This window comes from Streptomyces sp. NPDC048436, from assembly GCF_043200355.1.
Classification (GTDB): domain Bacteria; phylum Actinomycetota; class Actinomycetes; order Streptomycetales; family Streptomycetaceae; genus Streptomyces.
This window is the reverse complement of record NZ_JBICXP010000002.1, coordinates 483,864-497,954: the sequence shown is the minus strand read 5'-3', so window position 1 is coordinate 497,954 and position 14,091 is coordinate 483,864. Positions and strand designations below refer to the sequence as shown.

The window sequence follows — 14,091 nt, the reverse complement described above, 5'->3', positions numbered from 1 at the left end:
GTCAGGCGGGGCGCACGGCCATCTTGTCGAGCGCGTCGAGCAGCCGGGGGAGTTCGGACCCGCGGCCCACCGGCAGCACCTCTCCCGGTTCCTCGTCGAGGAGGACGAACGCGATGTCGTCGGTCCTGGCGACCATGGACCAGCCAGGACCGTCGGCACGCAGGATGCGGGCCTCTCCAGAGGCGAACGACGACCGCACGCGGCCCAGGGGCGGGGGAGTGCTCACGTACGCCCGTGCTTCAGCGAGGACGCGGCGCACGCCGGTCAGCGGCTCCTGACCGGCATCCTCGTCGCCACTCTCCGGGCCGGTGGCCTCGCTGTCCTGCACCGGACTCTCCACGGCGCCGGCTTCCTCCACAGCACCGGCACGCTCCACAGCACCGTCGGTCAAGAAGTCGGCGTCGTCGATTTGTTCGCGCCACGCCGCCCACTGGAGCGCGATCTCATCGGCGCCGAGCCGCCGCTGCGCGGGCCCCCACGTGTCGGCCTGTGGAGGCGAGAGAGGCTCCTGGTCCGTCTCGTCGGGCTCAGGGTCGTGCGGAGCGGGCACGCCGGGCGCCGCGACGGCGACCGCGAGCGGCCATCCGGGCAACCCGGCGACCACCGTGCGCTCATCGGGCGACAGGTCGTACTCCATGCCGCAGTCCCAGGAGGCGATCGCGACGGCCACGAGCGACACGTCGTCGACTACAACCGTCCACCGGGCACCCGCACCGTCCTGACCGAGCACCAGACCGTACCCGGCGGCGAGCGGCGCGAGCCCCAGGGCCGCGCACGCCTCCGGATAGTCGTCACCGAGCACACTGGGGAACTTCGCGGGCGTCAGCAGCACCGCGGTCAGGACGTACAGCGCGTCGTCCTCGTCGGCGACAGCGTCGTCCGTTCCGGCCATGCCAGCCTCCCCATCGCTTCATCCGTCGGCGCACCCTAACCACAGGTCCGCTTGGTCGTCGAGGGGGGTGTGACCAGGAAACTCCCTCGCGAGCCTCAGCGGCGGTCCTGCTGTCGGGGCTCCGCTTCCGGCAGGGCTGCTGGGGCGATGGCCCCGGTTACCGCCCACGCACCCCGCGCGAGGTCCGCGAGCGCCTCGCGCACGCCGCCGAGGCGGGCCACCCCCTCAGCGAAGGGCTGGCATGCCCCGATCCGACACACGCGGACGTCAGGCGGCAGGCAGGCCGAGGAGCGTACGCGCCACGTCCTTCGGCGACTCATCGCGCTCCCGGGCGAGGGCTATGACCGCTCGGCAGGCGAGTTCGCTGACACCGAAGGACAGGGCTTCCGGTGACACCCAGCCGATGGCCTCGTCCATCCGGTCCTGGTCGTCCTCGACGCTCGCCGCCACATAGACCGCGGCCGCCTCGAAGAGGTTGTGCGGGCGCTCTGCCTTGGCGCGGACAGCTTCGTCCGAGCGCCACCACTCGCGGAGCTTGCCGAACATGTTGGCCACCTTCCCCCGGGTGCGGTTGCCGCTCATGATCTTTCATCTGCTGTACTCCAACGTAGAGTTGGAGCTCCGGCGAAAGAAGGGGGACCGTGCGGTGAAGCGCTATGAGCGGCTCAAGGAGATCCGGCGTCTCGACCCGGAGAAGGACGCCCTGAGGATCTACCGGCTCACAGCGACGTACGAATTCCCCTGGGACTACGCCCGCGCCCTGGAGTTGGCGCTCTACCGCACCTACGCCGTTCCCAGTATCGGGCGACTGCTCGCCGAGACGGCCGAGCTGACGGTCCGTACGCAGAAGCGGTACGACGACACGGCCCTGCTCCTCGACACCGTCGTAGAGCACGGCTTCGGCACGGACAAGGGCCGCACCGCGATCCGCCGCATCAACCAGATGCACCGCAGCTACGACATCAGCAACGAAGACATGCGGTACGTGCTGTGCACGTTCGTGGTGATGCCCAAGCGCTGGATCGACGCCTATGGGTGGCGCAGATTGTCGCGCCACGAGGCGACCGCGGCCGCCGTCTACTACCGCACCCTGGGGCGGCACATGGGGATCAAGGACGTACCGGACTCCTACGAAGAGTTCGAGAGGTGTCTCGACGCCTACGAAGAGGCCCACTTCGCGTGGGACGAGGGCGCGCGCAAGGTCTCCGACGCGACCCTCGACCTCATGGCCTCCTGGTACCCGCGCCCCCTGGCGCCCTTGCTGCGCGGCTCGACACTGGCACTGCTCGACGACCCCCTCCTGCGGGCCTTCCGCTACGAACCGCCCAGCGCCACCACCCGCAAGGCGGTCAGGAGCGCGGTGCGGCTGCGCGGCCGTGCCGTGCGCCTGATGCCGCCACGCAGGACACCGCACTACGCCCGGCAGAACTGGGAGATCAAGGGTTACCCGAAGGGGTATCGGGTCGGCGAGCTCGGTACGTTCCCGGTGCCCGGCGTACGGGGCTGCCCGGTGGCCCACACGGATGAGCAGGCCGCCTCAGCGGAGTGATTCCAACGTCTCGCGCAGCCAGGTGAGTTCGGCCTGGCTCGTCGCACGGGCGATGGTGAGGATGCCCCGTCGGAACGGATCGTCCAGTTCCTCGGCGCGCAGCGGCCGGTCGCCGTCGTAGAAGAAACTGGCGGGTTCCTCCAGGAAGGCCAGGCGGCGCTCGAGGACCACGGCTTGTGCCGCCTTGTCGTCCACGTGACGGAGGAAGGCGAGGACCGTGAACCAGCGGTTCTCGTCGGTGATGTCGGCCTGGCCCGGTTCCGTAAGCCTGCGCCGCAGCTCGCTCTTGCCGTCGCCGGTGAGGCTCAGAACATGCCGCGGCGCCGCCACGGAGCCGGGCTGTGTCTCACGTGCCAGCAGGCCCGCCTTCTCCAGCCGCTTGATGGCGGGGTACAGCGTGCTCTCCGCGACGGGACGTACGTGACCGGTCAGCGCGGTGATGCGCTTGCGCAGCTCATAGCCGTGCAGGGGAGTGCCGTAGAGGAATCCGAGGATGGCCAGTTCGAGCATGCCGAGCATTCTGCCGTATTGGCGGTGTACCTCACTCTGGCTATACATCGGTACCGATGTATTCTCTCTTTGAGGGTGCCGGGATCCCAGGACTCCCGGTGAAGGGGCAATGTGAATGAGTGGGGGAGCGGCGATGTGGCAGGCACGATTCGACGCGCAGGGAAGCTGTGTCCGCTGGACGGAAGCGGAAGGCTCCGGTCCGGCCCGGGTGTTCGTGCACGGCCTCGGTGCGGCGTCCACGGTCTATCACGCGCACATCGCGGCCAGGCCCGAGCTGGCCGGCCGTCGAACGCTCTTCGTCGACCTTCCCGGCCACGGCATCAGTGACCGCCCGGCGGATTTCGGCTACTCGCTGGAGGACCACGCCGATGCCCTGGCCGCAGCACTGGACGAGGCCCCGGTGACCGGGGCGGAGATCGTCGGCCACAGCATGGGCGGTGCTGTCGCCATCGTCCTCGCGCACCGCCGCGGCGACCTGGTCTCGCGACTGGTCCTCACCGAGGCGAATCTGGACCCTGCCCCTCCCGCGACGGCGGGCAGCAGCGGGATCGCGTCCTTCGAAGAGGAGGCCTTCGTAGCAGGCGGCCACGCGCGCGTGCTCGAAAAGATCGGCCCCACCTGGGCGGCGACCATGCGGCTCGCCGACCCCCGTGCCCTGCATCGCAGCGCCACGGGGCTGGTGAGAGGCACGCGCCCCACGATGCGCGCGATGCTCATGGACCTGCCCGTGGAGAGGGTCTTCCTCCAGGGCGCGCTGAGCGGGGATCTCGCGGGCGAGGATGAGCTGGTGAGTTCCGGGGTGCGAGTGATCGCCGTGCCAAGGGCGGGGCACAACGTGATGTTCGAGAACCCGGAGGCGTTCGCCTCCGCCGTTGCCGGACGGCAGTGAGGGTGTGGGTCGCTGACCGATGAGTTTCTCCGGGGTCCGCAGTCAGTAGGTGATAGTTGGTGCATCGCGCCGGCCGAACGTGTTGCGAACCAGTGCCAGATACCTAGGAGACCTTCGATGCGCACCCTGATCAGCACCGCCTTCATCTCACTCGACGGCGTCGTGGAGGCGCCCGGCGGTGAGCCCGGTTACCGGAACTCGGGCTGGACCTTCAAGGACATGGAGTTCCTCCCCGAGGCATTCGAGATCAAGGGCCGCGAGCAGCAGGAAGCCTCAGCGATGATGATGGGCCGGACCAGCTACGAGGCGTTCAGCCCGGTCTGGCCGGAGATGGAAGATTTCGCCACCTACAAGGTGATGCCGAAATACGTCGTCTCCACCACCCTCACCGATGACGCCCTGGTGTCGAACTGGGGCCCGACCACGATCCTGCGGTCGCTTGACGAGATCGCCGAACTGAAGGAGACCGAGGGCGGCCCGATCATCGTCCACGGCAGTGCCACCCTCAACCGCAATCTCTCCGACGCCGGCCTGATCGACCGTTACCACCTGCTTGTCTTCCCGCTCTTGCTCGGCGCCGGAAAGCGTCTGTTCAGCGACACCGACAAGGACACGCAGAAGCTGCGACTCGTTGAGCACGAGGCGTACGCCAACGGCCTGCAGAAGAACGTCTTCGACGTCGTCCGCTGACGACGCTTGCTCGTCGGCGTCCTGTCAGACTGTTCCGTCAGCGACAACCTCAGACCGTGGTCGGCCTAATCCTGTCGTACTGCCAGAGCGAGGAATCGAGCGTCCTCGTCGAGATACGAGGTCAGCCGCCAGCCTGAACCGGCAAGCAGCGGGCCGAGGTTCGCCTCGGCCCGCAGATCGTCCGGCGTGATCTGGCGGCCCTGACGCGCCGCGAGGGCCGCCCGGCCGATGGGGTGGAAGAGGGTCAGGGTCCCGCCAGGGCGCACCACGCGCCGCAACTCCCGAAGGTTCTGCGCCGGATCGGGCAGATGGGAGATCAGGCCTGCGCCGAACACGGCATCCAGTGAAGCCCCGCGCAACGGGAGTCGGGTCACGTCAGCGAGCAGGAGCTGTCCCTCGCGGTGCCTGCCCGCCCGCGTGGCGGCCTCCAGCATGGCGGGGGTCAGGTCGACGCCGAGTACGACCCCAGAGGGCCCCACGGCGTCCCTGAGCGCCGGCAGCGCACGCCCGGTGCCGCACCCGGCGTCGAGGACGCGGTCGCCGGGGCGCAAGCCGAGCTCGGACGCGGCAGCCCGGTAGGCGGGCCCGTCGTCGGGAAAACGGTTGTCCCAGTCGGCCGCTCGGGCTGTGAAGAAGTCACGGACACGCGTGTGGTCATCGCTCATGTGGCCATGATCGCGCAATGACGCGTGTGCGCGTTGGGGGCACACGTTCGAGCTTGACGCGATCGTTCAGGAGCCTCTCTCTGTCATATTCCAACACCTTTCGAACTGCGCCCCCTTTGTGCGCCCCTGCCAGGACTAGCGTCCCGGAGCCATGGGACACCTGGACCACGCCACCTTCGGCTGGCTGACACCCGTGCTGTCGTACGCGATGGCCTCCATCGGCGCCGCTCTCGGGCTGCGCTGCACCGTCCGCGCGCTCGGCACCACGGGAAAGTCACGGCGCAACTGGCTGATCACCGCGGCCTCGGCCATCGGCTCGGGCATCTGGACGATGCACTTCGTGGCGATGCTCGGATTCGGCGTCACCGGAACCGAGATCCGCTACAACGTGCCGTTGACGATCCTGAGCCTGATGGTCGCGATGGTCGTCGTCGGAGCCGGTGTCTTCGCCGTCGGCTACGGCCGTGATCGCGGACGGGCGCTCGCGCTCGGCGGGCTCACCACGGGGCTCGGCGTCGCGAGCATGCACTACTTGGGCATGGCCGCGCTGCGGCTGCACGGCGACGTGCGGTACGACCCGGTGCTGGTCGGCCTCTCCGTGGTCATCGCCGTCGTCGCCGCGACAGCGGCCCTGTGGGCGGCACTCAACATCAAGTCGCCCCTCGCGGTCGCCGTCGCCTCGCTGGTCATGGGCGGGGCGGTGACCAGCATGCACTACACCGGCATGCTCGCCGTGAGCGTGCGGGTCACCGAGGCAGGTGCGTCACTGCCCGGGGCCACGACGATGCAGTTCATCTTCCCTCTAGCCGTCGGTCTGGGCTCCTACCTCTTCCTGACCTCGGCATTTGTCGCGCTGTCCCCGACCGCGGGGGAGCGCCAGGCCTCTGTGTCCGCCCAACTGCCGGTGGAGGGCGCCGCCCAGTAGCGGCACCCCCGGAACGATCGCAGCCAGGCGGACACCCGCCCCGAATCCTTCCGAGCGAGGAGGCCATGCGTACACCCCGTAGCACCCCCGATCCCGACGACGGCATCACGCCGCCGCAGCCCGGGTCCCCGGCACGTGGCCGCCGCGCGCACGCGGGACCGCCAGCCGATGAACGGCCCGACGCGAAAGCCCCCTTGGAACCCGGGCCGCCCACGACTCCCGCACACAGCGGACAGTGGTGGCCGCGCCCGCGCACCGTACGCGCCAAGATCGTGTGCCTGCTGATGGTGCCGGTCGTCTCACTGATCGCACTGTGGGGATACGCCACAGTCAGTACGGCACAGGACGTGGCGCGTCTGCGGCAACTGCAGCGCGTCGACGCCGAGGTGCGCGGCCCCGTCGACGCCGCCGTCGCCGCACTGCAGGCCGAGCGAGTGGCGGCCGTACGCTACGCGACCGAACCCGCGCCCGACCGCGCCGGCACGCTCAAGCGGCAGGCGCAACGTACGGACCGCACACTGGCGAAGCTGCGTCGTGGCGATCACCGGACGGTCGCCGACGGCGCGGACCTGCCGACCGGCGTGTCATCCAGGCTCGAAACGTTCCTCTCCGGAGCAGAGGGCCTGCGCACATTGCGGACCGACGTACTTGACCGCCGCACCGGCTGGGACGCCACGTACGGGCAGTACACGAAGGCCATTTCGGCCGCCTTCGGAGTCGGCGGCGCACTCACCGGCATCCAGGACGCCCAACTCGGCTCCGACGCGCGCGTGCTACTCGAATTCTCCCGGGCGGCCGAGATGCTGGCACGCGAGGACATCGTGCTGTCCAGCGCCCGGCTCGACGGCTCGCTTGAGGGGGCGCGCCTGCAGCAGTTCACCGGAGCCGTCGAAACCCGGCGGACCCTCACCGAAACCGCGGTGGCGGATCTGCGCGGACCCGAACGAGCAGCCTGGCAGCACCTCGTGGAAGGGAGCGCGTACGCCGGCGTGCGCGCCACCGAGGACAAGGTGCTCGTCGCCCCACCTGGCCGCAAGGCGATCGACGCGGCATCGGCCACCAAGTGGGACAGCTCCCATGCGTCGGTACGGAACGGACTCCGCGCGATCGAGGTGGGCGCGGGCCGCAGTGCCGCCAACCGGGCCGACCCGTTCACCCGCGGGCTGCTCACACCGGCCGGCGCCGCCGTGCTCCTTGGGCTCGCCGCCGTCGCCGCCTCACTCGTCATCTCCGTACGCATCGGGCGCGGACTGGTCGTCGAGCTGGTGAGCCTGCGCAACGGCGCACTGGAGATCGCCCGCCGCAAACTCCCGCACGCCATGCAGAGGTTGCGTGCCGGCGAAGAGATCGACATCCACGCCGAAGCGCCCCCCGGCCCACCCGCGGAGGACGAGACAGGACAGGTCTACGAAGCGCTCGGCACGGTGCACCGGGCAGCCCTGCGTGCCGCGATCGAGCGCGCTGAACTCGCCAGCGGCATCTCGGGTGTGTTCGTCAACCTCGCCCGCAGGAGCCAGGTCCTCGTCCACCGCCAGCTCAGCCTCCTCGACAGCATGGAGCGCAGGTCCGACGACCCGAACGAGCTCAGCGACCTCTTCCGGCTCGACCACCTCACCACCCGGATGAGGCGACACGCGGAGAGCCTGATCATCCTCTCCGGAGCCGCGCCGGGCCGCGCCTGGCGCATGCCCGTCTCCCTGACGAACGTCGTCCGCGCGGCCGTCTCCGAAGTCGAGGACTACGCGCGCGTGGAGGTACGACAACTACCCGGCGCCTCGGTCGTCGGCACAGCCGTCGCCGACCTCACCCACCTCCTGGCCGAACTCGTCGAGAACGCCGCACAGTTCTCGCCACCGCACACCAAAGTGCGGGTCAACGGCGAACCGGTCGGCAACGGCTACGCCCTGGAGATCGAGGACCGCGGCCTCGGCATGGGCGAAGAGACCCTCGCTGAAGCCAACCGCCGCATCGAGCAGTCCGAAGCACTCGACCTGTTCGACAGCGACCAACTGGGGCTCTTCGTGGTCAGCAGGCTCGCTTCGCGACACGAGGTCAAGGTGCACCTCCGTACGTCCCCCTACGGCGGTACCACCGCGGTCGTCCTACTGCCCACCGCGCTGCTGCAGAGCAGCACCCAGCAGAGCCCCGGAGCCCACACCATGGAACGCCACCGCGAACAGGACGGGCACGCGCGCGTGCCCCGTGCCGCAGCGATGAACGGAAACCCCCTCCCCGCCCCGGCCGCACGCCCCCTACTGGCCGTGTCGACGGAGACTCCAGTACCGACACCCCCTGGCGTCACCACTCTCCGCCCCCACAAACCCCCGGACACGGAACCCGACAGCTCCCCGGAGGGCTCCGGGGACGATCTTCCGCGCCGCGTACGTCAGGCCAGCCTCGCCCCTCAGCTGCGCGAACGGCACCCCGAAGAAGCGGCCGGGTCCGTGAGCGTCCGCGAGGACACGGAGCGCAGCCCGGAAGAGGCGCGGGACCGCATGACCGCCTACCGCGACGGCTGGGCCCGTGGCGGCGGTCGGCGTCCGGGCATCGTCGGTGCCGTCCCCGACACCCCGGGACCCGCATCGTCCAAAGACAGCACCGAAGGAGACCACGCATGATCCAGGATCAGAGCATCACCGCCGGACGCTCCGGCGAACTCGACTGGCTGCTGGACGACTTGGTGCTGCGCGTCGGCGAAGTGCGGCACGCCGTGGTGCTCTCCAACGACGGGCTCGCCGTCGGCGCCTCGACCGCCCTCGCCCGCGAGGACGCGGAGCACCTCGCGGCGGTCGCCTCCGGGTTCCACAGCCTCGCCAAAGGAGCAGGCCGGCACTTCGGGGCAGGAGGGGTGCGCCAGACCATGGTCGAGATGGACGACGCCTTCCTGTTCGTGGCAGCGGCCGGCGACGGATCCTGCCTCGCCGTACTCAGCTCCGTGACAGCGGACATCGGCCTGGTCGCGTACGAGATGGCCCGGCTCGTGAAGCGCGTCGGCGAGCACCTCTACACGCCGCCGCGGTTCGCGGCGCAACCACCGGCCGTCGGATGACGCGGGGCGGACGACACAGATGACCGAAGACAGGAGCGGCGCCCCGCACGACGCGGGCAGCCAGTGGTACGACAACGAGGCCGGACCGCTGGTCCGTCCCTACGCGATGACAGGCGGCCGGACCCAACCGGGCCCCACCGGAGTGCGTTTCGACCTGATCGCCCTCGTCACGCTGGACGAGAACGCGCCAGGCCCCGGCGACGACACCGCCCTAGGACCGGAACACCGGTCGCTCATCGAACTGTGCCGCACCGAGACCCAGTCGGTCGCCGAGCTGGCGGCCGGTGCCGACCTGCCCGTGGGCGTGGTCAGGGTGCTGCTCGGTGACCTGCTGGAAATGGGCTGCGTGAAGGTGAGCCGACCCGTGCCACCCGCACAGTTGCCCGACGAGAAGATCCTGCGAGAGGTGATCGATGGGCTCCGAGCACTCTGAGGCCGGAGGCGGCGACACGACCGCCATGGCGTTGAAGATTCTGGTCGCGGGCGGCTTCGGGGTGGGTAAGACCACTCTGGTCGGCGCGGTCAGCGAGATCCGCCCACTGCGCACCGAGGAACTGCTCAGCGAGGCGGGCCAGTCGGTGGACGACACCGGCGGTGTCGACCGGAAGACCACGACGACCGTAGCCATGGACTTCGGCCGCATCACCATCAGGTCAGGCCTGTCCCTGTACCTCTTCGGTACGCCGGGGCAGGACCGTTTCTGGTTCCTGTGGGACGAGTTGTCACAGGGCGCGCTCGGTGCCGTCGTCCTCGCGGACACGCGACGGCTCGAGGACTGCTTCCCCGCCGTCGACTACTTCGAGCACCGGCACATCCCGTTCGTCGTGGCCGTCAACTGCTTCAAGACCACGCGTACGTACGGTGCCCACGAAGTGTCACGGGCCCTGGACCTCGACCGCGGCACCCCCGTGGTGCTGTGCGACGCACGGGACCGCGATTCGGGAAAGGAGGTGCTGATACGCCTGGTCGAGTACGCCGGGCGGATGCATACCGCCCGGCTGCTCGACACGGTGGGCTGAGACGTCAGTCGGCCAGGTCGGCGAGCGCGACGACCTTGTCGATCTTGACGCGCACGAGGAGTTCACCGGGCACGCCGTTGCGCTCGCCGAACTCCTCGGCACGGCTCTCGCCCATGTAGCGGGCGCCGAGCCGGGCCGCCCAGTGCCGAACCTCGTCGACATCGTCGCTCAACCGGGCCTGCCCCTGCAGTACCACGAACGAGAACGGGGGCTTGTCGTCGTCCACGCACAGGGCCACCCGGCCGTCACGTGCCAGATTCCGCCCCTTGACGGTCTCAGCCCCGGTGTTGAACACCAACTCGTCCCCGTCCAACAGGAACCAGATCGGTGCGATATGTGGGCTGCCGTCCGCACGTACGGTCGACAGCTTGCCGGTGCGGGTGCCCTGCGAGACAAAAGCCCGCCACTGGTCATCAGTCATCTTCTGTGCCATGTCCTCATCATGCTTGCCGGGGCGCCGATGGTGGGGAAGGCTGGCAGGTCAGTTCCTCCAGCCAGGGGGAGCAGAACGCGGGGAGACGGGAAAATGGTGCAGAACACGGGGCTTGGCTGGCTGCTTGACGACCTGACCGAGCGGATGGAGCCCGTACGGCACGCGCTGGTCCTTTCCAACGACGGCCTGGTGACCGGCGCGAGTTCGGAACTGAAGCGGGAGGACGCGGAACATCTGGCCGCGGTCTCGTCGGGTCTGCACAGCCTGGCCAAGGGATCAGGGCGGCACTTCCGAGCCGGCAGCGTCCGTCAGACCATGATCGAGTTCGACGACGCGGTGCTCTTCGTCACCGCGGCGGGCGACGGCAGTTGTCTGTGCGTGCTCAGCTCCGCCGAGGCGGACATCGGTCAGGTCGCGTACGAGATGACGCTCCTCGTCAATCGTGTCGGCGAGCACCTGGGCGTGGGTGCCCGGCAGCCGGAGCGGACACCGGTTGTAGACCTCTGACCAGCGGAAACATCACCACAGTCAGAGTTATCCACAGGCTCACACGGATCGCGGTGATCGCGCTACGGTTTTCCCGAGAGCAAAGACGCCTCACGGGGGAGAACCACCATGACAGGTCACACCATCACGCATGAGCCTGCCGAGACGGCGGCGCGGGCAACGGTCGCGCAGAGCCGCGCCGCACGGGAACTGGGACTCAAACGAGGCGAGTTCGAGCTCGCCGTGATGCTGGGGCGCATCCGCACCGTCAGTGACGCGGCCGGCGGGCGGCGCCGCGTCACGCAGGAGGAGATCGAGCGCGTCCGCGCAGGGGAAGGCTTTCCCGAGGCGTGGGTGGAGCGCATCAGAGCCGTAGGTACCACCGAGGGCGCGGCCATCATGGACATCACCACGGCCCGGTTCACCCGGCTGACCCGCGCGGGCTTCGTGACGCCCGTGAAATTTTACCTGAACCGCTACAGGGCCGTGGTGTGGCTGTATCTGGCAGAGGAGCTACGGCAGTTCGCCCAGTCCGAGGTCAACGCCGGGCTGCTCACCGGGCGTGCGCCCGGCACGATCCGCGCCCAACTGGAGGCGGGTGTGGACCTGCGGGCGCGCAACTGGCGGGGCCGGCACGCGGGAGCGATGTTGCGTCAGTCGGAGGACCCCTGGGAGCGGGCCGCGGCCGTGGCTTCGCTGCTCGACCCGGTGCAGATCGCGGAAATCATCAAGGATCCGTACGAACGAGCCTATGTGCACAGGCTCATGCCCGAGTCGCTGGCTCAGTCCGCCCCCGAGTCGCCCGCGGGACGGATCATCCAGAAGATCACGACCGCGGATGACCCGGACGAGATCCGCTGGCTGCGGGCGAACCTCACCATCGGCCTCTCCCAGGCCAGAGGGCAGCGTCCGGCGCCGCGACCCACGCCCACACCAGTTCCCCGCACGGAACCCGACACCCTGCTCAGCCCTGATCCTGATACCGGCCCTGATCCTGATCCCGGCCCCGATCCTGGGCCGGATCGCGAGGCTCTGCCGCTCGCTCAGCTGCCCGGTGCGGTGATGGGTCCGCGGGCGCCCGAGCAGCGAGGGCTGCTCAAGTGGCTGCGCCGCAGGCGAGCGTAGGGGCGGGCCAGCAGGGAGCGGACCCGCGGGCAGCGCTACACGGTCGCGTCGAGATTCTTGGCGTAGTGCTCGATCGCGGGCCGGTAGTCGGCGATGTCCGGGTCCTGGCTCGTGGAGGCGAGGAGCGTCAGCAGGAGCCCCATCGCGTCGTGTGCCCGGCCGGTGTTGTAGAGCGCCATGGCCAGAAACGTCTTGAGCGCACCGTCGTCGGGGAACTCCGCCACCGCGTCGCGCAAGGTCGTGACGGCCTCCGGATACCGGCCAAGGACGCGGTATGTGCTGCCGAGGCCGAGCAGGGCTCCCCGGCGGTCATCGGCTGACAGACCCTGCCCCTCGACCGCACGCACGTAGTGCGGCACCGCCTCGGACTCCAGGCCGAGTGTGTCGTGCACCCATGCGGTCTGGTACGCGATCCCGGCGTCCAGGGGGAACTGCTCGCACAGGGCGAGCAGTCGCTCTCTCGCCTGCTCGCGGCGACCTGTCTCACGGAGCCGCACCGCCTCGGCGAGCAACTGGTCGCGGTCCCGCGGCATGGCCTCGTTCGTCGTCAATTCCCCATTCCTCTCATCCCCATCCCTTCCTCTGCCCCACCCCTAGTGATCGGAGGCACTGATGTCCTGGTCGTCCAGCCTGTGTTCCGCCAGGTCCGCACCGTCCTCGTCAGCGGGCCAATTCCTCTTCGAGCCACGCACGGCCGCGTGTACGAGCCGTGAGTCGTACGCCGTCCAGGCGCGCCGCGAGGCGATCGGCTTCGGCGTGAACCGCGGTTCTCCCGGCGGCGCCGATGTCTTCGAGAAACCGGCAGACGATCTCGCCCTCACTGTCCTGGGCCCAACCGCCGACGATGCGGCCGTTCCACCACAGGGAAGGACCGATGTTCCCGTAACGGTCGAAGAGGCGCGGGCCGTGCTCGCCGAGGAACCACCCTCGGTCCTGCCAGCCCATCGGGGTGGAGTCGAGCCCTGGCAGCAGAGCGGCCCAATCGCCTGTCGGAGAGGGCGGTTCAAGGTCGTCGGGAAGTACGATCCCGGTGTTGCCGTCCAAGTCGACTTCGACCGGCCGCAGTGGGGTGAGCGCCCGCTTCGTCTGGGTCTTGGTCCACCCGGCCCACCACCGCAAATCCTCCGCCGTGGCCGGGCCGAACGCCCGCAGCCAGCGTCCGGCAAGGTCGGTCTCGGCCTCCTGGGTGTCCCAGTCGGCAAGACCGCCGGGGGACCAGTCCGTCAAGGGCGCCCAGCGGTACTGGTGCGAGGTCCACGAACCGCGCGGGCGACCCCGCACGACCTGACCCTCGGCCGCCAGAAGCAGCAGCAGGCGGCTGGCCACCTTCTGCCGCCCCTCGTAGCTCTTGCCCCGCGCGAGTACCACCTCCGTACCCAGCAGCGGATCGTCGCCGGCCAGCTCGGCGGCCGTCGTCTCACCCCGTGCTTTGAGGGCGCGCAGCGCCGCGTCCTCGGCCCGTGCGAGCCAACCCCGCACCCCGGCGGCGTCGTCGGCAACTCCGGACGCGGCCAGCAGGTCCAGAAGACGGCGCCGCTCCCGCGCGGCGACGGCACGAGAGCAGGCAGCCTGCAGCACGGGCGCCACGTCGAGGGACGTCACGAAAACCGTGCGTCGCATCCCCAGGAGACGGATCAGCGACCGGTCTTCATACAGGGCACGCTCGATGTCCGCCACCCCGCCCTCGTGCATGCGGGCCCAGGCGCCCACATAGACGGACGACGGGTCGGTGCCGTGCAGCGCGACCAAGGAACGGGCCACCTCTACCGGGGCATCCGTCCTTGCCTCTGTGGCCAGCCGGTGCCGCAGGCCCAGCCTCGCCCGCCGCTCAGCCACCGCGATCCGCCGCACCACGCCTC

At 69.6% G+C, this 14,091-nt stretch carries 17 protein-coding genes; 10 read left to right on the top strand and 7 right to left on the bottom strand.

Features of this window, described 5'->3' with window-relative positions:
* Nucleotide 1 precedes the first annotated feature (1 nt).
* Entirely contained in the window at nt 2-892 is an 891-nt protein-coding gene (locus ACGFX9_RS08795; RefSeq protein ID WP_393466919.1) for a hypothetical protein, read from the bottom strand.
* Nucleotides 893-1,159: 267 nt separating this feature from the next.
* Entirely contained in the window at nt 1,160-1,438 is a 279-nt protein-coding gene (locus ACGFX9_RS08790) for a hypothetical protein (RefSeq protein WP_393466916.1), read from the bottom strand.
* 100 nt (nt 1,439-1,538) lie between these two features.
* Here ACGFX9_RS08790 and ACGFX9_RS08785 point away from each other — a divergent pair, with 100 nt between their 5' ends.
* Nucleotides 1,539-2,441 (top strand): oxygenase MpaB family protein, encoded by a 903-nt coding sequence (locus tag ACGFX9_RS08785; RefSeq protein ID WP_393468302.1) that lies wholly within the window; start codon nt 1,539-1,541, stop codon nt 2,439-2,441.
* Here the strand turns inward: ACGFX9_RS08785 and ACGFX9_RS08780 are convergent.
* Nucleotides 2,430-2,951, bottom strand: coding sequence for a PadR family transcriptional regulator (locus tag ACGFX9_RS08780; protein ID WP_393466914.1), 522 nt, complete (start codon nt 2,949-2,951; stop codon nt 2,430-2,432). The genes ACGFX9_RS08785 and ACGFX9_RS08780 overlap by 12 nt on opposite strands.
* A gap of 133 nt (nt 2,952-3,084) precedes the next feature.
* Between ACGFX9_RS08780 and ACGFX9_RS08775 the strand changes: the two genes are divergently transcribed.
* Both ACGFX9_RS08775 and ACGFX9_RS08770 read left to right on the top strand, forming a co-directional pair.
* Complete coding sequence (locus ACGFX9_RS08775; protein ID WP_393466912.1) at nt 3,085-3,840, top strand: alpha/beta fold hydrolase; 756 nt, start codon at nt 3,085-3,087, stop codon at nt 3,838-3,840.
* Between the two features lie 117 nt (nt 3,841-3,957).
* On the top strand, nt 3,958-4,530 hold the full coding sequence (locus tag ACGFX9_RS08770) for a dihydrofolate reductase family protein (protein WP_393466909.1): 573 nt from the start codon (nt 3,958-3,960) through the stop codon (nt 4,528-4,530).
* 65 nt (nt 4,531-4,595) lie between these two features.
* Here ACGFX9_RS08770 and ACGFX9_RS08765 read toward each other — a convergent pair whose 3' ends face one another.
* On the bottom strand, nt 4,596-5,195 hold the full coding sequence (locus tag ACGFX9_RS08765) for a class I SAM-dependent methyltransferase (RefSeq protein ID WP_393466906.1): 600 nt from the start codon (nt 5,193-5,195) through the stop codon (nt 4,596-4,598).
* A 151-nt stretch (nt 5,196-5,346) separates the two neighbouring features.
* Between ACGFX9_RS08765 and ACGFX9_RS08760 the strand changes: the two genes are divergently transcribed.
* The 5 genes from ACGFX9_RS08760 to ACGFX9_RS08740 all read left to right on the top strand — a co-directional run bounded on the left by ACGFX9_RS08760 (nt 5,347) and on the right by ACGFX9_RS08740 (nt 10,188).
* Nucleotides 5,347-6,120 carry an MHYT domain-containing protein gene (locus tag ACGFX9_RS08760; RefSeq protein WP_393466903.1) on the top strand — a complete coding sequence of 258 codons (774 nt, stop codon included), beginning with the start codon at nt 5,347-5,349 and terminating at the stop codon, nt 6,118-6,120.
* A gap of 65 nt (nt 6,121-6,185) precedes the next feature.
* The gene (locus tag ACGFX9_RS08755; protein WP_393466900.1) at nt 6,186-8,738 is read left to right on the top strand and encodes a nitrate- and nitrite sensing domain-containing protein; all 2,553 of its coding nucleotides are present in this window, start codon (nt 6,186-6,188) and stop codon (nt 8,736-8,738) included.
* Nucleotides 8,735-9,169 (top strand): roadblock/LC7 domain-containing protein, encoded by a 435-nt coding sequence (locus ACGFX9_RS08750; protein WP_393466897.1) that lies wholly within the window; start codon nt 8,735-8,737, stop codon nt 9,167-9,169. Before ACGFX9_RS08755 ends, ACGFX9_RS08750 begins: the two co-directional genes overlap by 4 nt.
* 19 nt (nt 9,170-9,188) lie before the next feature.
* Nucleotides 9,189-9,602: a DUF742 domain-containing protein gene (locus ACGFX9_RS08745; RefSeq protein WP_393466894.1), complete on the top strand. Its 414-nt coding sequence runs from the start codon at nt 9,189-9,191 to the stop codon at nt 9,600-9,602.
* Nucleotides 9,583-10,188 carry an ATP/GTP-binding protein gene (locus ACGFX9_RS08740; RefSeq protein WP_393466891.1) on the top strand — a complete coding sequence of 202 codons (606 nt, stop codon included), beginning with the start codon at nt 9,583-9,585 and terminating at the stop codon, nt 10,186-10,188. Before ACGFX9_RS08745 ends, ACGFX9_RS08740 begins: the two co-directional genes overlap by 20 nt.
* Before the next feature lie 4 nt (nt 10,189-10,192).
* Here the strand turns inward: ACGFX9_RS08740 and ACGFX9_RS08735 are convergent, their stop codons facing one another.
* Nucleotides 10,193-10,621 carry a PPOX class F420-dependent oxidoreductase gene (locus tag ACGFX9_RS08735; RefSeq protein WP_393466889.1) on the bottom strand — a complete coding sequence of 143 codons (429 nt, stop codon included), beginning with the start codon at nt 10,619-10,621 and terminating at the stop codon, nt 10,193-10,195.
* 93 nt (nt 10,622-10,714) lie between these two features.
* On the opposite strand from ACGFX9_RS08735, the gene ACGFX9_RS08730 reads away from it, so the two are divergent.
* Entirely contained in the window at nt 10,715-11,128 is a 414-nt protein-coding gene (locus ACGFX9_RS08730; RefSeq protein ID WP_344522811.1) for a roadblock/LC7 domain-containing protein, read from the top strand.
* 108 nt (nt 11,129-11,236) lie between these two features.
* Nucleotides 11,237-12,232, top strand: a complete 996-nt coding sequence (locus tag ACGFX9_RS08725; RefSeq protein WP_393466886.1) for a DUF6397 family protein — start codon at nt 11,237-11,239, stop codon at nt 12,230-12,232.
* A 35-nt stretch (nt 12,233-12,267) separates the two neighbouring features.
* Here ACGFX9_RS08725 and ACGFX9_RS08720 read toward each other — a convergent pair whose 3' ends face one another.
* Together ACGFX9_RS08720 and ACGFX9_RS08715 are read right to left on the bottom strand one after the other, a co-directional pair.
* Nucleotides 12,268-12,765, bottom strand: coding sequence for a tetratricopeptide repeat protein (locus ACGFX9_RS08720; RefSeq protein ID WP_393468299.1), 498 nt, complete (start codon nt 12,763-12,765; stop codon nt 12,268-12,270).
* A gap of 127 nt (nt 12,766-12,892) precedes the next feature.
* Nucleotides 12,893-14,074: a winged helix DNA-binding domain-containing protein gene (locus ACGFX9_RS08715; protein WP_393468296.1), complete on the bottom strand. Its 1,182-nt coding sequence runs from the start codon at nt 14,072-14,074 to the stop codon at nt 12,893-12,895.
* Between the last annotated feature and the right edge of the window lie 17 nt (nt 14,075-14,091).